Raw genomic sequence first — 18,313 nt, 5'->3', positions numbered from 1 at the left:
ATGAAGCCCATCTGGGAGATGGTGGACCAGGCCAGGGCATGCTTGACAGAGGTCTGGGTCATCATGGTGAGTACCGCAATCAGGGCGGTGCCCCCACCCACCACCAGCAACAACGCGTGGCCGGCGGTGAATCCCTCAAACACCGGGAACAATCGCAGCCACAGGAAACCACCCAGGTTGATGACACCGGCGTGCAGCAACGCGGAAACCGGGGTTGGAGCTTCCATGACCCGCAGCAGCCAGCCGTGAAACGGAATCTGGGCACATTTCAGGATGGCAGCGACCGCCAGAAGCACAGAGGCAAATGTCAGTGTCGGGAAAGATTGGCCGGCCACAACCTGCCCGGAGATCATCTCCGGCAGTCGGAACGTGCCGTAATGGCTCCAGAGCAGCAGCACACTGGCGATAACACAGACATCCCCGAGCCTGCTGGCAATGAATTTCTGGGCTGCGGCGAGCCGAGCCTCCGGCCGGTCGCCGTAAAGGGTCAGTAGTTGATGCAGTGCCAGGCTGACACCGATCCAGGCGCCTGCCAACACCAGCATGTGGTCGGTGAAAACCAGCAGGAGCACACAGGCCAGTGTGGTCAGGAACCAGGGCAGAAACATTTCCCTCGCCGGGTCGCCGGCCAGATAATCCCGGGCATACCGGAGGATCGCCCACCCGATAAACGCCACCATCAGCCCCATCCAGACGGCCAGCGCATCCGGGTACAAGCCAAGACGGGCCCCCATCTCCGGCAGTCCGGTGTCAATCAACCAGGCATCCAGTAGCAACATCATACCCACGATGCCCGTGATTCCGAGAGTTCCCAGCAGCAGGCTCTCGGAAACTCGCCAGCAATGGCGAATTTTCAGCGGATTTCTTGTCCAGTTACTGAAAACAGCTACTGCAAAGAAACTGATTGGCAGCAATAGCCAACCGATCAGTACCGGGATGGATAAAAAACTGATGCTCTCGATCATGCTTAACTCCCTTCATTGCGTCCCCATACTTTGCCGGGAGTGCAGCATCGATAAAAATGGTTTATAAATATCAAACCGTTCACTTAAAAAGAACGTTTTAACGGTAGTGCTGGAATGCGACTGAACTATCACCACCTTTACTATTTCTGGACAGTGGCCCGCGTCGGTCATCTGACGAAGGCTGCGGAATCACTTCATATTTCCCAATCCGCCCTGTCCGGCCAGATCCGGAAGCTGGAAGAGAGCCTCGGGCATAACCTTTTTATCCGTGAAGGTCGCCGGCTGCGGCTTTCAGAGGCGGGACGGGTTGCCTTCAATTATGCCGAGGACATTTTCCGCCAGGGCGAGGAACTGGCTGCGCTGTTCCGTTCCGGCAGCCAGACCAACCGGGAGATTCTCAAGGTCGGCGCAGTTGCCACGCTATCCAGGAACTTTCAGGAGGGATTTCTGAGGCCGCTACTGGGGCGAAAGGATCTGGAACTGAAGCTCCAGAGCGGCAGCCTGGATGATCTGCTCAGGCGCCTGTCTGCTCACCGGCTGGACTTGATTCTCTCCAATCAGCCGGTCCAGGGTGATGACCAGAATCCCTGGCGCTCGAGGCGCCTGGCCCGGCAACCCGTGAGTGTCATCGGCCCGCCGAGTGATAACAGCATGCCTGACCTGCCCAAATTCCTGCACGGCAGGAACCTGATCGTGCCGGGACCGGACAATCATATCCGACAGGCCTTCGATCAGATCTGCGAATACCACGGCATCTACCCGAACATCATCGCGGAAGTGGATGACATGGCGATGATGCGACTGCTTACCCGTGATACCCTCAACTTTGCGGTGTTGCCGCCAGTTGTGGTCAGGGATGAACTGCGTGCCGGGGTATTGCGGGATTATGGGGCCCTGCCCGGTGTTTACGAGGAGTTCTATGCCATCAGCATCCGCCGTCAGTTCCAGCAGTCCCTGGTGTCGGAACTGCTGACTCAACCTGCAGATGAGCTGCTAACCTCCTTGCCCGGTTGAGAATTCTGACTAGTGCCGATGTGCGAATAAATCATACATTCCTTTCGTAGGTCGCCGTATACTCAGGATGAGTCCATGAAAATAACAACATCCGGGCAGCGAGAATCATGCAAAGAGCAAACACCGAGTCCCCGTCCATACTCATCATCGGCACCGGTTTTGGCGGATTGGGGATGGCGATTCAGCTCAAGACCGCGGGCTACCACAACATTACCCTGCTGGAAAAAGCGAGCCGCGTGGGCGGCACCTGGCGCGACAACACCTATCCCGGCGCTGCCTGTGACGTCCAGTCCCACTTCTATTCCTACTCCTTCGAGCCCAAACACGACTGGTCCCGCAAGTTCGGCCTGCAAAGTGAAATCCTGGGGTACATGGAGCACTGCGTTGAAAAATACGGGCTTGGCGAGCACATCCACTTCAATTCGGAGGTTTCGGAGGCCAACTTCGATCAGCGTCTGAACCGCTGGAACGTGACCCTGACCTCCGGGGAAACGCTCACCACCCGCATTCTCATCACCGCGACGGGCCAGCTGAATCAGCCCGCCTGGCCAAAAATCGAAGGCCTCGACCACTTCCGGGGGTGGCTGTTCCATTCCGCCCGTTGGGACCACGACTACGATCTCACCGGCAAAAAGGTGGCCGTGATTGGCACGGGTGCGAGTGCCATCCAGTTTGTGCCCGAAATAGCCAAACAGGTGAACACCCTCAACCTCTTCCAGCGCAGTGCGGCCTGGGTTCTGCCCAAACCGGATCGCCCGTTCAAGCCATGGGAGCAGTGGCTGTTCAGCAAACTGCCAGTCTGGGACCGGCTCTACCGGTACCTGATCTACTGGAAGAACGAAAGCCGGGCGTTGGCCTTCACCCGCTTCAATGGCCTTCTGGAAGTCTTTGCCCGACAGGCCCGCAAGGAGGCGCAAAAGCGGGTGACTGACCCGGAAAAGCTCCAGAAGATCATCCCGGACTATCAGATCGGCTGTAAGCGCATCCTGATTTCCAACGACTGGTACCCGGCCATCAACCAGTCCAACGTGAATCTGGTGACCGACACTATCCGTGAGATTGTTCCGGACGGTGTGGCTACCGCTGACGGCACCCACTACCCGGCCGATGCCATCATACTGGCGACCGGTTTCCGGGCATCGGAGTTTCTGTCACCAATCAACGTTATCGGGCGCAACGGCAGGAACCTGAATGAGGCCTGGAAGGACGGCGCGGTAGCCTTCAAAGGCATCACCGTCAGCGGTTTCCCCAACATGTTCATGCTCTACGGGCCCAACACCAACCTCGCCCACAACTCCATTCTGTACATGCTCGAATCCCAGTTCCGTTACGTTCTCGATTGCCTGAAAGCACTAGACAAATACCCGGGAGCGGCCATGGATGTGCGCGAGGATCGCCAGGAGCGCTTCTCCCAGGTGGTTCAGGCCGGGCTGGAAGGGACGGTCTGGGATACCGGCTGCACCTCCTGGTATCTGGACGAGAATGGCAAGAACACCGTTAACTGGCCAGGATTTACCTTCACCTACCGATTCGCCACCCGGCACGTGGAGACCGCCGACTACCAGTTTCTGAACCCCGCCAACTGACTACACCCAACGGCAACTCCAATGTCGTTGAATTTTTCGGTCATTCATAGGATGATTGGGTCATATGATAGAAGGATGATCACCTGATGCTGGAAAGAATCCGAAAAGGTTCTCTGGTGGAAATCGCCATCGAGAGCCTCAGGCAAGCCATCGAGAAGGGAGACTGGAGGCTCGGAGACAAGCTCCCGGTAGAGTCTGAGCTGTCCGAATCCCTCGGCGTGGGCCGTAACACCGTCCGGGAAGCGGTCCGCGTGCTGGTGCACGTGGGTATGCTGGAAACCCGTCAGGGCGACGGTACCTATGTACGCGCCACTCGGGATGCGGGCGAAACCCTGCGGCGTATTGCCCGCACCGAGCTGGCCGACCAGCTTGAGGTCCGGATCATGCTTGAATCCGAAGCCGCCAAACTGGCCTCACTCAGGCGTACGGAAGACGACCTCAAGCGCATGACCGATGCCCTTGATGCCCGTGCGCGCTCCGCCAACAACCTGAAGGAGCGCATCAAGCATGATGAACGCTTCCACCACGCAGTGGTTAAGGCCTCCCACAACCCTGCCCTGCTCGAACTCTACGATTATTTTTCCCACGGAGTCAGCCAGACCATCGAGCGTACCGAGATGGATGCCGATCTTCCGGAGCCGTCCCAGGAAGACCATGAACTGCTGCTTGCTGCCATCCGTCGCGGTGAAGCCCAGAAGGCTGGGCAATTGGCCAGGGAACTGCTCGAGCCCAGCCTTGATGCCCTCAATCCGGGAACTGCCGTTTCATGAAGTTGCGCATTGATACCTTTACCCTGTTGCTACTGGGAGCCATTGTCCTTGCCTCTTTCCTGCCCGCCACCGGTTCCGCTGCGGACTGGCTGGCAATGGCCGGAAGCATCGCCGTGGCTCTTCTGTTCTTTTTCCACGGGGCGGCCCTGTCCCGGGAGCAGATCATCGCTGGCGCGACCCACTGGCGCCTGCACATCCTGATAACGGCCCTCACCTTCGTGTTCTTTCCGCTGGCCGTTCTGCCTATCAACGCGCTGTCGGACATCATCCCCACGTGGATGCCGAAAGACCTTGGGCTTGGTTTCCTTTATCTGGGGGTTTTGCCCTCGGCGGTCTCTTCTTCCATCGCCTACACCGCCATGGCGAAGGGCAACGTACCGGCGGCGATCTGTAGCGCGGCAGCCTCGAACGTCTTCGGCATGATGCTGACACCGTTCCTGCTATTGCTGCTGGTCAGTACGTCCGGTGCGGAAGGGTTTTCGGTGGCCGAGGCGCTGAAGGATATCGTGATGCAGCTGTTGCTGCCGTTTGCAGTGGGCCATGCCATGCGCCCCTGGTTGGGAGGTTACCTGGCCCGGAACGAGAAACTCATGGCGCGTTACGATCAATGCGTGATCTGGCTGATCGTGTATTCCGCGTTTTCCCATTCTGTCGTAAGCGGGCTCTGGCAGAACCTGCCATTGCAGGCCATCGTCTTTGCCATCGTCCTCTGTTTCGCACTGCTGGGCTTCTTCATGGTGATGGCACGGTTCCTGGTCCGGCGCTTCGGTTTTAGCCTGGAGGACGAGACTGCAGTGGTGTTTTGTGGATCGAAGAAAAGCCTGGCATCGGGGCTGCCCATGGCAAAGGTGCTGTTTTCAGGGCACCCGGGTTTCGGCATGATCGTGTTACCGATCATGTGCTACAACCAGATTCAGGTGATTGTCGGCGCGATCCTGGCCCAGAAATATCGCGAAAAAATCGAACAGGCAAGGGAATCATCCCCCGCCCATACCGCCGAAAATTGACGCGAGAATCACCAACCCCACGATCCAGCCGATGACGGCCGGCCAGAAATTGGCCATTTGTGGCGGCTGTTCCGGTTGATCCTCGGCCATGCCGGATTCCGGGTAGTTCCGGTCATCAACCGGCTCCTCCGCTAGGTCCTGCAGGCTGTACCAGTCGAACCACTCACCCAGAAAACGGGTGACCGGGGCTGCCAGACTGCCGTTTTCAGCCATTGACCGTAGCTGAGGCTCCAGTTGACCGGCAATTTCCCGGCGCAGGGCCGGCTTGTCGGCAGGCGGCTCGCACAGAATCGCCTTCCAGATACCCACATCCTTGCTCCGCCGGGAATCATTCAGTAATGCCTTGATCTGAATAATCACCTCCCGAACGATTTGACCTTCCTGGCTGTCGAGAGGGCGTCCGGCTACCGTATCGCGGGCACCACTCTCCTGATTGGCCGGGGAAGCTTCAGCCTCTTCGACTTCTTCTTTCTGCTCGTTCACCGGTGCCTCACCGGTTGCTTCGCGAAAAGCCTGATCCAGCCTGTCTACCTCCTCGCCAGAGGCAAATTTCAGCTGTTGTTCATATGCCTGCTGTATTCGCTGACGGTCACTGGTTGGTTCGATTCCAAGGATCTCCCAGCAATTCATATAGCTGTAACTCCCAGCCCAGAGATTGATTACAATATTGAGAGACAAACCGTGTGTAGTCCCCTACGATAGGTAAAACAACAAGAATACCGTGTTAAACCCCCTGCGACCGGCAGATTATAGAACGTGATTCATGAGTGTTTCGACTAGAATGCAGTTAAGCTTCATAAACCTGCCACTCCGCCGGCCATTCCGTTACGCTCTGGCGCTGGTCACCGCCACAGCTTTGCCAGCCCACGCCCAGGATTCCGACCCCTTACTGTTGCCAGAAACCTTCGCCCTTGACGGTGAGCTCTCCGAGCTTCCTGAAGTGCTGACCACTACCCGGCTGAGGCAATCCAAGCTCAAGGTGCCCGGTACGACCACCATTCTTACCGGTGACATGATTCGCGACCTGGGGATCATGAACCTGGCGGACGCCTTGAGACTGGTGCCCGGGATGGTTGTGGGTGACCAGGGCAGCACCAATCCTGTGGCAACGTACCATGGTACGTCACAGTATGAACAGCGCCGGCTTCAGGTCCTGATCGATGGACGTACAGCATACCGTGCGAATCTTGCTGATGTGGACTGGATAGCCATGCCGGTGGCGCTGGAGAATGTCGAGCGTATCGAGGTCAGCCGGGGTCCCAACTCTGCCGCATACGGTATTAACGCCTTTCTTGGTACCATTAATATCATTACGCGCTCGCCCGACGATACGGCCGGTGTGGAAACCTATGCCGCATCCGGTTCCCGCGGTTACCTGAGAACGTTCTCCTCTGTCGGTGATGCCAATCCCGACGGCAGTTGGCGACTGTCCTACGAAAAACGCAAATCCAATGGCTTCGACTCTCAGCTAGAGGGCGGCGAACCGGTTCCGTTCCATGATGGCCATGACACCAACAATTTCAACTTGGACAGCATCCTGAAAATCGATAACCGGCACTCCGTTGATTTTCGGGCAGGGATACTGGAAGGGGTCAATGAAGAGGACAGATTCAAATCCGGTAAGCTGGGGGCGGTAACTGATCCGGACATACTGACGGACGATTACTACCTGCAGGTCCGATTCAATGGCGGAACATCCCCAAACCATTTCTATCACGTGCAGGCCAGCTATCAGGACCAGAAACGACGACAGCACTGGTCGATAGCCATTCCGGCGGACGAATTTTCTGCGCTTTTGCCACCTGACAGCTCTTTTCCGAGCGATCCGGATGCTTTCTTCATCGCTGACCTGAATGAGGACATCGATGAGTCCCGACTGGAATTCGAGTTTCAGGATACGTTACTCCTTCATCCGGAACTCAAGCTGGTGTCAGGTGTAGGCTATCGAAAGGATACCTTCGCCTCGGAAACGTTCTTTAATGGACGGGGTAACAATTATCAGAGCCGTGTATTCGCCAATGCGGAGTACTCACCGGCCCGCTGGATTACATTCAACGCCGGCGGAAACTACGAGAGAACAACAACGACCCGGGAAGGCTACTTCTCTCCGCGGGCTGCCACCAATTTCATCTTCAATGACAACCATGCACTCCGGTTCGTGTACTCCCGTGCCGTACGAACACCGGATGCGTTTGAGCAGGACCCTGACTGGTCATACCGGCCAGCCGACATTCAGCCGCCATTTACAACGCTTGAAGGGGTGCGTTTTCTTGTCGAGGACCTCGTCGACTCCCAAACCTCAACCCTTGGTGAGGACCTGGAGGAGGAATGGATCACATCCCGCGAGATCAGTTATTTCGGCCAGTTTCATTTAGATAACGTCCTGTTTTCAATGGAAATACGCTATTTCAATGATGACCTGGACGACATGATCAGTGGCGTTATCAATGAAGAGGAATGGACCATAGATAACAACGTTGACCTGGACCAGGAGGGATTTGAAGTTGAAACCTCACTGAAGTTTCCGGGAACGATGTTACGCGCCACCTACGGCTATCTCGACCAGGATGGCCGCTACATTGGTGATCCAGCCGCCCTGTCCGAAAGCGATCAACAATACGCCGTTGATTTGCTTGGACGATTGTCGGCCCAGCACTCCGGCAGCATCGTCTGGATTCAAGAACTCGGGATGGACCTCACCTCCTCCGTGGCCTACTACTGGACCAATGAGGTCAGGGATACGCGTTATGAGCGTGCGGACCTCCGGCTCGCCAAACGGGTGGACACGCCAGGGTACAGTTACGTGCTCGCGCTCACGATGCAACACTACCTGAATCCAGAGGCATGGATGAGTCCGGACAACCGGATTGAGGATCATAACCAGTTTTTCGTTGAAGCCGGAATCCGGTTCTGAGCTTCTTAGCCAAGGATAGCCTGTGACCCGGGAAGGTATGGAAAGGATCGTTCAGCTGCAACAGGATAAAAATTACGGTAGCAAGGCCCGGAGCCGCAGCACTCTGTATGGCGTTTTACTTCTTCTATTTTCCACTCTGGCTTGGTGCCAGGAATCAGACCCCCGTATTGTCTACCTGGCAGGATCTGGCAATCCCGCCCTCGACCAGCACATGACCCGGCTGCTGGAAGATTCGCTGGGCAAAGATGTCGCACTGCATCCGCTGGCGAAGGGCCAGACTACCACTCCGGATGACGCCCCGATCGTGACTATTGGTCCCTCCTCCTTTCTCAGGGTACGCCAGGCCAACCGCCGTGTGCCAATACTGGCCATGCTGGTGGAACGGGATTTCATTGAGGATTACGTGACGCGCAACCCGGGCCAGATATCAGCGGTTTATTACGATGTTCCCCTGCATCTGCAGGCCCGGATTGGTAAGGCGGTCCTGCCCCAGGCAACCAAAGTGGCCATCCTTGCCAGCACAGAAACGGTCGGGCTTTACGAGCCGGTTGTCGACAAGTTGCCTGCCATGGGGCTACAGCCCCGGGTATTCATTGTTGATTCCCGGCAGGACCTGATTCCGACCCTGGTCAGGGCGCTGAACTACGGAGATTTCCTGCTGGCGGGTCCCGATGATCGTATCTACAACCCCAGCACCATCAAACACATTCTGTTGACCACCTATCGGCGCAACCGGATCGTGATCGGCCCGAGTCAGGCCTACGTCAAGGCGGGCTCCCTGGCATCCGGTTACGCTCCGTTTTCCATAATGGCCGGCACCGCTTCCCGGCAGCTGAAGCACTTTTTTGCCAACGGAGAATTGCCGGCTCCTGACTACCCCGATCAGTACCGCGTGGAGATAAACAGCCAGGTGGCACGATCCCTGAACATTCCGCTGCCCGGCAAGGAAGCCCTGGAACAGGAGCTTGACCGGGCACGGGCAGAGAATCAGGAGGTCAGGCAATGAGCAGAGATGGCACCTCCAACATTTCACTGTCTAGAAAGCTGCTACTGTTGGGTGCCCTGCCCGCTGTGGTTATGTTTATCGTACTGATGGTGTTTTTTACGTCGGCCCGGTTAGAGGATGCGCGCAAGGACTTGATGACAGGGGGGCAGATGCTGGCTGACAGCCTGGCACCTGCGCTGGAGTACCCGGTTGTCTCCGGGAACACCACCGCTCTGGAACAAATCCTTTCACAGTCACTCAGGTACAGCAACGCGGCGTGGGTCCGCGTGACAGACGTCATGGGTGACGAACTTGGCATGGTCCGGGCATCCGAGAAGCCCCTGACCGGAGATGCCGGGGATTACCTGACTTTTGAGGCAGAGATCCTTCAGTTGCCACTGACCATCGGAGCCAATGAAGCAAACCAGTGGTTCGCACCCGAGTTCGGCTTTGACTCGGGCGCACTGAGGGTTGGCACCATTGAGGTTGGAGTCAGCACGCTCGCTTTGCAGACAAGGCAACAGGAGATTCTGTGGACTTCCATCGCTGTAGGCTCTTCCCTACTGCTGTTTACCGTCCTGGTGGTCAGGCACTTCCTGGGAAATATCCTCTCACCCATCCATGGATTGTCGGAGCGAATCGACCGGCTGATCGATCGGGATTATGCTAAGGCGGTTTCAGATTCCTCGGGAAGTTCTCATGATATCAATATAATAGAATTAAAACTTAATCAACTTGCTGAACACCTTGCAACGCTCAAGGCAAATCATGACGAACTGCTGTCAGCGTCTGAATCAGCCCGGAATAAAGCAGAGGCCGCGAATCGCGCAAAATCCGAGTTTCTGGCGACCATGAGCCATGAGCTACGTACCCCGCTCAATGGGGTTCTGGGAATGGTCGACCTGATTGAAGAAGAACCACTGTCCTGCCGACAGCGGGATTACCTGCGAACGGCCCGACAATCCACCGAGGATCTGCTGACAGTGATCAGCGATATCCTCGACTATGGTCAAATGGATAGCGGTGAGATTCGACTCGATAATCGCGAATTTGACCTTCGCAGTGTGATCAATAACTGCGCCGCCTCCTATCGCCTTCAGGCGGAGCAACACGGTCTGTCACTCGCCATTGAGTTTTATGGAGAATGGCCTGAGACGCCATTGGTTATTGGCGATGCCGGCAGAATGCGGCAAATCATGGCGGGCCTGCTGGACAACGCGATCAAGTATACCGCCGAGGGCGCTATCAAGGTTCGGGCCGGCTGCTTTCCCCTGGAAGAGAACACGATCCTTCTCAACTGTGCAGTGAGCGACTCCGGTGCCGGCATACCTGCCGATCGGGTGCACGATATCTTCAATTCTTTTGAGCAGCTGGACTCCGGCAACTCCCGCAGTTATGGCGGCACCGGGCTCGGCCTGTCACTGGTCCAGCGACTGGTGGAACTCATGGGAGGGCACATACAGGTGGAAACCGACCTTGACAACGGCTCCAGCTTCCGATTTGAGTTGCCGTTCGATCTGGGGCCAACCGTCAGAGCTGCTCCCTCCAGACAGGCGCCTCCTGCCAGAAGTCCGAAGGATGGGTTACCCCGTGCCCTGGTCGTGGAAGACAATCTGGTAAACCAGCGAGTGGCTTCGGCGATGCTGACCCGACTTGGCTTCCGCACGGATACTGCCGCAAACGGGGAGGAAGCAGTGAGCGTCGTTCAGCGCAATCACAACGGCTATGATCTGATCCTGATGGACTGCCAGATGCCGGTCATGGATGGATACGAGGCGACCCGGCGTATCCGGGAATGGGAACGCAGTAACGGTCAGCAGGGAATCCCGATCATCGCGCTAACGGCCGACGTATTGCCAGAGACCGAATCCATCTGCCTGGGCAGCGGAATGAATGATTTCCTGCCGAAACCGGTCCGGAAAGAAAAGCTTCAGGAAGTACTTGGCCGCTGGACCGCTCTCCCCGAGGAGTGAAGAGCCAGCCATCTGGCTGGCTCAGACTGTCAGGCGACAGGCTCCCTCATGGTGACAAATTCCTCTGCGGAGGTCGGGTGGACCCCCAGCGTGGAATCAAACTCCGCCTTCGTTGCCCCCGCTTTGATGGCAACCGCCAGGCCCTGGATGATCTCTCCGGCATCCGGCCCCACCATGTGGGCGCCGAGCACCTTGTCGGAATCGTCGTCAACAACCAGCTTCATGAGGCAGCGCTCTTCACGGCCGCTCAGAATATATTTCATCGGTCGGAATTCGGAGCGATAGATTCTCAGCTTGTAACCTTTATCCCTGGCCTCGAACTCGGTCAGTCCGACGGTGCCAATGTTCGGCTGGCAGAAAACCGCAGTCGGAATGGCAGTGTAATCCATCTCGCCCTGCCCGTCTCCGAAGAGCCGCCGGGACAGCACCATAGCCTGCGCCAAGGCCACCGGAGTCAGCTGAGGCGTACCGATCACGTCGCCAAGCGCCGTAATCGAGGGCACGGCAGTCTGGAAATTGTCATCCACCACAATATGTCCGGAGGCACCCAGCTCCACACCTAAGTCAGTCAACCCAAGACCATCAACGAGCGCCCGGCGCCCGGTTGCCGCCATGACCAGGCCGGTGTCCAGGGTTTCGCCTGTGCTGAGCTTGACCTGATAGTGCGTATCGTTGGATTCGACCGCCTCGATGGTGGCACCAAAGCGCAGGTTGACACTCTTCTTATGCATTTCCTGCTCGGTGAAATGACGAATGTCGTCATCAAACCCACGCAGGAACAGGTCCCCCCGGTAAAGTAAGGTGGTCTCCACACCCAGCCCAGCCAGAATCCCCGCGAACTCCACGGCTATGTAGCCACCACCCCAGACCACGGCATGTTTCGGGAGCTGCGGCAGGTAGAACATTTCGTTCGAAGTGAGGATGTGCTCTTTGCCGGGCACATCGGGAACTACCGGCCAGCTGCCCGTGGCAACAGTGATGTGTTTGGCGGTGTAGGATGTATCGCCAACCTGGACGGTATTGCCATCAAGGAGGATTGCGGAGCCCTGGATAACCGTTACCCCGGCGTTTTCGAGAAGGCGCCCGTAAATGCCGTTGAGTCGTTCGATTTCAGCGTTCTTGTTGGCCACGAGTGTGGACCAGTCGAAACTGACATCACCCAGGGGAACGTTCCAGCCGTAACCTGCCGCGTCTTCCAGTTCATCGTGAACGTGTGCGCCGTAGACAAACAGTTTCTTCGGGACACAGCCGACGTTTACACAGGTTCCACCAAGATAACGGGACTCCACTACAGCTACCCGAGCCCCTCGTTGGGCAGACATCCGGGCCAGGCGGACACCCCCGGAACCGGCGCCAATAACGATCAGATCATAATCCAGACTGTCAGACACAGTTTCTCCTGTCGATGAAAATGACTTCAAATGGGTCCAGAGGCGGCAGCTTTGCTCTCCGGTTTCAGTTCCCGAAACAGCACGTGGTCCTCGTAATCACCCAGCCGAATCTTCCCCAGGCTCCTGAACCCTTCGGATTCGTAGAATGGCAGATAGCGGCTGTTGCCGGTATCCAGCACCAAGCCACTGCCCCGGGGATTTTCACTACAAAGCCGTTCAACCGTCTTCAGCAGCAGCCGGCCATAACCACGGTTCTGGTATTTCGGATCCACCCCCATCAATGGCAGCTGGTGCGCCTGGGGTCGGGGCAGCATGTTTCGTATTTTTTCGTGATAATCGAGGTAGCGACGGGTCGATGCAAAACCGGTGGTCAACACCATACGGATGCGCCAGCTGAACTGTTCGGCCAGGTTCATCCGTAATTCGGGCTCGCCCACAAAAGCCACCGCCACCAGAGTATTATCTACCATTACGCCGATAACGTCCTGATTATACTCAAAGTACAGGTCTATCAATTCCCGTACCGTGGCGCGGACACGCCGATCGTAGCCCGGCCGCCGGTGATCGAACAGGTACTGGAACGTCGGCTCGCTCCGATAAGCATGGTAAAGAATGGATTGTGCTTCGTTCCGGGCAGTATCGTCCAGACGTACAATTACCGGCTCAGGATTGTTATTGTTGTCTTTGCCGTCAGTCATCGCCTTCCCCTTTCTCAGATGGTCAGTGTCAAACGAACTGAAACCTTTCCCGGGTCGTTGCCCCGGTCCATGGCAGCCTGATCGATGACCACACCATGTTCTGTAGTTAGCCTTTCAAGCCAGGATGCAACATCGGCGTAGGGTACGCTGTCCATCCAGACACGGATTGCCTCGTCACCACTGGGTTCAAAGCGCTGCAGTGCCAGCCCCGCCTCCCGTGCGGAACTGGTCACCAGCGCCATCAGAGCGCGACCGTCGGCCGGTGTGTCTACCGTGGCGGAGGTGCTGGATGAAGAGGTCCCCGCCAACCCCTTGATTACCGGTTCATTCGCCTGCATCCAGCTAAACAGTTCGGCCGCGCTATCGCGGTCGCTGACTGCCCGGTCATGGAATCCCGTGACCGGCTGCCACACGGCAAAATAGAGAATTCCCAGCAGCACGGCGATTGCCAGCACACTTAATGCCTGCTGATCGCGCCTGGGCAACTGATCGTATTGCGCAATAAGCTTGCCGACGGCGGGCTGTTCCTTCAAACGTTCCAGCATTCCGTTACCCTCCCGATACTGTCAGCCGGCCACGGGCGCCGTCGGATTCATTGACGACCGAACCGATCTGGGCTTCAAGCCCTTGCCCTGACAAACCGTTGCGAAGGGCGCTCAGGCGATCGTAACTGTCGGCACGGATATCCACCACCAGTTCGCCCCGGTCCTTACTGTAATTGACCGAGTTGAAGGTCACCGACCCGGAAGATGGTAACTGGGAAAATTGCTGACCGGTGTATTTCATCAGCGCGATGAAGTCGAGTTCCGGGCCCCGGGAACCGGCTACCCGTAACTGGCCTTCAAGAACCCGACGGACATTTCCCGCATGGGTGCGGCGGTCATCCGGAAACGCATCGCGATAAATCACCATGGCCTGGGCTTCAAGTTCCTTCGCCTGTCCCTGGTAATAAAAGCCCATTCCGACTTCAAGCGCCACCTGAATGACAAACCAGATTGAAGCCACGGCAATCAGCGGCTTCCAGGGATTGAAGGGACTCTCTTTGCCGGCCTTGACTGAAAAAGCGCCCTGACAGAGATTGAGGGGCTGGCAGCGGTGCTGGTGATGGGCGTGGGCAAGGAGTTCCAGTGGCATCAGATCGAGCTCTTCCTGCCGGACCTTTAGCCTGCCCGGTGCCTTCAGATCCGCGATCACTGCCTGGTGATATTCCAGCTCGTCGGGTGTGCCATAAAGGGTAACCGGAACCTCCGCCATCACCTCCTCGGTCGGGGGTACAGCCAGAGTATGGGCGAACATGCCAAGATTTGCAGCCTGCATGCTCAACCACTCGCCACGGTCGCTGACCAGCATGGCCACCTCGCCCATCAGGCAGATGGTCCAGCCATCGTCAGTCGATGGCAAAAGTGATGCATCCGGATAGATGGCATCAAGGCGGGCATTCTCCCACCCGGAGAACAGGGAGATCCAGTTGCCCATGCGCTCCCGATCGATGGCAGCGACCCGGTAGCCCTCTTCCGAATGCTTGCCCAGGGCCAGGTGAACAGAGTCGATATCCTGGGCGACCTGCTCCTCCACCGCATAGGGCAACGCCTGAAGGATGAAGCGGCTCTGCTTGGCCGGGATATCGGCGATGCAGAAAAGCGCGTCCTCGCCCGGTATCAGGCCCACCAGCAACACATTTTCCAGGGCGTTCTGGGCAAGGGTCTGCTCAATGGTGTCACGATTATCCCCGGTACCCCTGGCCTGGGCATCTCCGCTGGCATCCTGAAGTACCCAGTTGAACAGCTGGGCATCCGGATTCTCATCGACATCCGCAAACGGCGGGACCGGCCGGACAAAAAGACGATAAGACATGGCTATCCTTCTGAAATGGTAAAGGGCTCTTTGGTAATTCGGTTTTTCTGTCCGGTATCCCTGTGAACCGTCCGGACCTCACCTTCCCCGTTACGGTAAATGGTGCTGACCATGTTTACGACACGATTATCGTAGGTAATCCGTGAAACAACTTCAAAAAAACGGGTTTGCAGCGTCAGCCCCGTGGCCTTGAGCCCCAGGCCGGCAAATTCCGGCAAGGCGAGGAAATCCTGAAGATTGCTGAAAGATTCCTCTTCCCGTTTTTCCAGTACAGCAGCAATTGCTGTCTCGGATAACTCCTCATGGAGGGATTGCAGCACCGGGCCGGTCGCAGTGTTGACGTTGATCCCCGAGCCACTGACCGGCAGAGCAGCGACATGGGGCCGTAACACCTGGTAGATTTCCTCGGTCATGCCCTCGATCAGCCGTAACTCCGTGACGTCGACAATCGGCTGGTTACCGGCCCGATAACCGGGATCGGCCATCAGGTATTGGCCATCCTCGGCGCCATAGGCACTGATGGTCTGGTCATTACTGTCAATCCAGTCGATCAGGACATCCACGCTAATGCCGGTGATGCCCAGAACCATGAGCAGTCGGGTGAACCGATCCTTCGCCAGAGTGTCCACCTGCCCGGCCGGCGTTACCAGGTCGTTCAGGTTGAACCGGCCACCAAGATCATCAATTTGCATCTCAACGACACCGATGCCGTCATCCAAAGGAAGGATGGCCGCGTTTGCCGCCCAGAGTTCATCCAGACTATCAACCATCGAGGCATCCTCTTTGTCTTCCTCGAAATCCCGGACCAGAATGCGGCGGGCGAAGTCCTCGGCACCCAAGGCGATACTGTGTCCCTGTTGCTGGGCCAGGTAATGCCCTGCCTGGAATACCCGGATGTTGAGTTGCTGGGTCATTCCGGAGGCAAGCATCACCACCAGAGCCATTGCCAGCAGCACCATCACCAGGGCGACACCGCGCTGTCTGCTTTCGAATTGGCAATTCCGAAACAACATCATCTTGCAGCTCCACCCTGCGGTGCAGTGGATTCCTGACCGGGCTGCTGGCCTGGCTGTTCGGGTTGTTGCTCGCGGTTTTCTTCGCCTGTCTGGGTTGCCGCCTCATTAGCCTGGTTGACCAGGCCCTGGGCTGCGGCCGGATCAAAGTCTGGCAAGGCAAAAGTACGGACCAGTTCGCCAAACCGCTCGTGCTCTATGGTGACCTCAATGCCCAGAGGCAACGGAAATTCCGGGCGTTCTCCCGGAGTCAGGCCAGCGAGGTCATCATCCGATGGCCAGTCCTCCTGCCAGGCGCGCTCGCTGTTCATAAAGCGCACGTCAAAGGCGGTAATGTCCTCAAGAAGCAGGACATTCTCACTGTTGTCTTCCTGGCCCTGATCCACCGTGGGCCAGTAACGGCGAAAAAGCTCAGTACCGGTGTATTCCCAGCCAGCCCTCTGCAAACCGCTGCGCCGAAGTCCTAGCGGATTGCGCCAGCCCTGACGGGTCAGTAACAGTGCGTAGCCTTCTTCTCGGCTGGTCAGCGCCGGCTGAAAGTCTCCGTAGACGTCCCGGGCGGAACGATTAACCACCTGGGTGATATCCCGCTCCAGAAGCAGCATGGCGCGCTGGATGTGATCGAACTCCCCGGCCAGCTCATTGACCCGGTCCCTGGAATGGACCACGCCGTTGATGACCTGCCAGACACCGAGGCCGATCACCGCGGTGATGGTTACGGCAATCAGCACTTCCATGAGGGTGAAGCCGGACTGGCGCATCACTTCTCCCCCACGAACGCAGAGAGGGTATGAAGCGGTACCGGATCGTTTCGTTCATCGGTGTATTTGGCCACAGATACCTCTATCCGGCGCATGCCGGGTTCATCCGTCGCCTTCACGGCGGTTGTTACCCGCCACCGGAAAGGACCATAGTCAGTATCGGTGGAGTTCTCGGAGATGCCGGGAAGCTCTTCCTCGAGGCGGATGGTGTTGATGCGGTTATCGGCGATCCAACCGGCCAGTGTCTTATCCCTGATCCGCTCGAAACTTGAGATATACTGGCTGCCCACTTCGGCGGCCGCGGTCGCAATCAATCCGAACACCAGGAGTGCGATCAGGACCTCAATCAGGGTAAAGCCTCGTGACCGGTGCATCATGCGTCACCCTCTGCCCCGGGTTTGCGCCAGTGGATACCGGTAATTCCGTCAGACTCCAGAACATGCATGTAGTCGGTGTCCGAGCCCACGGTAAACTCGATCTGGAAGGGGGTGGTTTCACCGCTGGAAAAGAACACGATGTCGGGCAGTTCCCGGTCGGATTCCGAAGCAAGTCTGGGGGCGTCGTTTTCAATATACTCGGTGGCAACCAGCCATTCCGGGAACGCCCGTGCCTGAAAGATCTGTTCTCCGGAAGCCTTCCATTCCGCAGTCTGGTCCTGAAAAGCCACGAACTGGTAACCGCCCTCCTCCAACCGGACCCCCATCTCGAGATTGTTGAGTACAGCCTGCTCCGAGGCGGTCTGCATCAGGAGGTAAAGCTCCCTGACCTCATTCTCCAGCTCCCTCTGCTGGGAACCACCGCCCAAGGTGAATACCGCCAGGGAGGCAAGCAGACCCACCACGATCAGGACAACGAGGATCTCTATCAGCGTAAAGCCGCGTTGCGTTGTCCTGTGCTGCACAGCCGATCAGCCTTTAGTCTTCCAGACGCTGATATCAGCAGCGTCGTCATCGCCGCCCTCCTGGCCGTCAGCGCCATAAGAGTACAGATCGTAAGGGCCCTCGGTACCGGGGCTTACATACTGAAACTGGTTGCCCCAGGGGTCTTCCGGAACACTTTTGAGATAGCCGTCCGGGTTCCAGTTCTTGGGTTCCGGACTGCCGCTGGGCCTCGAAACCAGCGCTTCCAGGCCCTGCTGGGTGGACGGGTAATGGCTGTTGTCCAGACGGTACAGATCCAGGGCGCTCTGAATGTTCTTGAGCTGGGTCTCGGCGATGGTCACTTTGGCCTGGTCACTCCGACCCATGATGTTAGGGGCCACGATCGCCACCAGCAGGCCGAGGATCACCATGACCACCATGATTTCAATCAGGGTAAAACCGCGCTGTGTGAAACGTTTGTGCATAGTTTTGCTCGTCATTTTCTCACTCGTCGTTGCTATG

General features: G+C 57.3%; 18 protein-coding genes. 7 read left to right on the top strand and 11 right to left on the bottom strand.

Features of this window, described 5'->3' with window-relative positions; translation table 11 throughout:
• On the bottom strand, window positions 1-965 hold a 965-nt coding region (locus tag R6W86_RS00305; RefSeq protein WP_410327398.1), incomplete at its 3' end, for a proton-conducting transporter membrane subunit.
• Between the two features lie 114 nt (window positions 966-1,079).
• On the opposite strand from R6W86_RS00305, the gene R6W86_RS00300 reads away from it, so the two are divergent.
• The 4 genes from R6W86_RS00300 to R6W86_RS00285 all read left to right on the top strand — a co-directional run bounded on the left by R6W86_RS00300 (window position 1,080) and on the right by R6W86_RS00285 (window position 5,342).
• On the top strand, window positions 1,080-1,979 hold the full coding sequence (locus tag R6W86_RS00300) for a LysR family transcriptional regulator (protein ID WP_410327397.1): 900 nt from the start codon (window positions 1,080-1,082) through the stop codon (window positions 1,977-1,979).
• A 107-nt stretch (window positions 1,980-2,086) separates the two neighbouring features.
• Window positions 2,087-3,565, top strand: a complete 1,479-nt coding sequence (locus R6W86_RS00295; RefSeq protein WP_410327396.1) for a flavin-containing monooxygenase — start codon at window positions 2,087-2,089, stop codon at window positions 3,563-3,565.
• An 86-nt stretch (window positions 3,566-3,651) separates the two neighbouring features.
• A complete protein-coding gene (locus R6W86_RS00290) occupies window positions 3,652-4,335 on the top strand; it encodes a FadR/GntR family transcriptional regulator (protein ID WP_410327395.1) in 684 nt (227 codons plus the stop codon).
• Window positions 4,332-5,342, top strand: coding sequence for a bile acid:sodium symporter family protein (locus R6W86_RS00285; protein WP_410327394.1), 1,011 nt, complete (start codon window positions 4,332-4,334; stop codon window positions 5,340-5,342). Before R6W86_RS00290 ends, R6W86_RS00285 begins: the two co-directional genes overlap by 4 nt.
• Here the strand turns inward: R6W86_RS00285 and R6W86_RS00280 are convergent.
• Window positions 5,313-5,972, bottom strand: a complete 660-nt coding sequence (locus R6W86_RS00280) for a J domain-containing protein (RefSeq protein WP_410327393.1) — start codon at window positions 5,970-5,972, stop codon at window positions 5,313-5,315. The genes R6W86_RS00285 and R6W86_RS00280 overlap by 30 nt on opposite strands.
• A gap of 151 nt (window positions 5,973-6,123) precedes the next feature.
• Between R6W86_RS00280 and R6W86_RS00275 the strand changes: the two genes are divergently transcribed.
• Genes R6W86_RS00275 through R6W86_RS00265 form a run of 3 tightly spaced genes read left to right on the top strand, consistent with a single transcriptional unit; the run spans window position 6,124 to window position 11,214 of the window.
• Window positions 6,124-8,256 carry a TonB-dependent receptor plug domain-containing protein gene (locus R6W86_RS00275; RefSeq protein WP_410327392.1) on the top strand — a complete coding sequence of 711 codons (2,133 nt, stop codon included), beginning with the start codon at window positions 6,124-6,126 and terminating at the stop codon, window positions 8,254-8,256.
• Between the two features lie 22 nt (window positions 8,257-8,278).
• Entirely contained in the window at window positions 8,279-9,262 is a 984-nt protein-coding gene (locus tag R6W86_RS00270; protein ID WP_410327391.1) for an ABC transporter substrate-binding protein, read from the top strand.
• Window positions 9,259-11,214: an ATP-binding protein gene (locus R6W86_RS00265; RefSeq protein ID WP_410327390.1), complete on the top strand. Its 1,956-nt coding sequence runs from the start codon at window positions 9,259-9,261 to the stop codon at window positions 11,212-11,214. The genes R6W86_RS00270 and R6W86_RS00265 overlap by 4 nt, the downstream gene beginning before the upstream one ends.
• A 29-nt stretch (window positions 11,215-11,243) precedes the next feature.
• On the opposite strand, the gene gorA is transcribed toward R6W86_RS00265, so the two are convergent.
• The 9 genes from gorA to gspG are packed head-to-tail and all read right to left on the bottom strand — an operon-like array spanning window position 11,244 to window position 18,291.
• Window positions 11,244-12,605, bottom strand: a complete 1,362-nt coding sequence (gorA, locus tag R6W86_RS00260; RefSeq protein ID WP_410327389.1) for a glutathione-disulfide reductase — start codon at window positions 12,603-12,605, stop codon at window positions 11,244-11,246.
• A gap of 26 nt (window positions 12,606-12,631) precedes the next feature.
• Window positions 12,632-13,303 carry a GNAT family N-acetyltransferase gene (locus tag R6W86_RS00255; protein ID WP_410327388.1) on the bottom strand — a complete coding sequence of 224 codons (672 nt, stop codon included), beginning with the start codon at window positions 13,301-13,303 and terminating at the stop codon, window positions 12,632-12,634.
• A gap of 14 nt (window positions 13,304-13,317) precedes the next feature.
• Window positions 13,318-13,848: a type II secretion system protein GspM gene (gspM, locus tag R6W86_RS00250; protein WP_410327387.1), complete on the bottom strand. Its 531-nt coding sequence runs from the start codon at window positions 13,846-13,848 to the stop codon at window positions 13,318-13,320.
• 4 nt (window positions 13,849-13,852) lie between these two features.
• Window positions 13,853-15,157, bottom strand: a complete 1,305-nt coding sequence (gspL, locus tag R6W86_RS00245; protein WP_410327386.1) for a type II secretion system protein GspL — start codon at window positions 15,155-15,157, stop codon at window positions 13,853-13,855.
• A gap of 2 nt (window positions 15,158-15,159) precedes the next feature.
• On the bottom strand, window positions 15,160-16,173 hold the full coding sequence (gspK, locus tag R6W86_RS00240) for a type II secretion system minor pseudopilin GspK (RefSeq protein ID WP_410327385.1): 1,014 nt from the start codon (window positions 16,171-16,173) through the stop codon (window positions 15,160-15,162).
• Entirely contained in the window at window positions 16,170-16,931 is a 762-nt protein-coding gene (gene gspJ / locus R6W86_RS00235) for a type II secretion system minor pseudopilin GspJ (protein WP_410327384.1), read from the bottom strand. The genes gspK and gspJ overlap by 4 nt, the downstream gene beginning before the upstream one ends.
• Window positions 16,931-17,305, bottom strand: a complete 375-nt coding sequence (gene gspI / locus R6W86_RS00230; protein WP_410327383.1) for a type II secretion system minor pseudopilin GspI — start codon at window positions 17,303-17,305, stop codon at window positions 16,931-16,933. Before gspI ends, gspJ begins: the two co-directional genes overlap by 1 nt.
• The gene (gspH, locus tag R6W86_RS00225; RefSeq protein WP_410327382.1) at window positions 17,305-17,832 is read right to left on the bottom strand and encodes a type II secretion system minor pseudopilin GspH; all 528 of its coding nucleotides are present in this window, start codon (window positions 17,830-17,832) and stop codon (window positions 17,305-17,307) included. The genes gspI and gspH overlap by 1 nt, the downstream gene beginning before the upstream one ends.
• Window positions 17,833-17,838: 6 nt before the next feature.
• The gene (gene gspG, locus R6W86_RS00220; RefSeq protein WP_410327381.1) at window positions 17,839-18,291 is read right to left on the bottom strand and encodes a type II secretion system major pseudopilin GspG; all 453 of its coding nucleotides are present in this window, start codon (window positions 18,289-18,291) and stop codon (window positions 17,839-17,841) included.
• Window positions 18,292-18,313 lie beyond the last annotated feature (22 nt).

This window comes from Marinobacter sp. (assembly GCF_046484525.1).
Classification (GTDB): domain Bacteria; phylum Pseudomonadota; class Gammaproteobacteria; order Pseudomonadales; family Oleiphilaceae; genus Marinobacter.
Note: the sequence above shows the minus strand (reverse complement) of the source record. Positions and strands in the feature narration are given on the sequence as shown.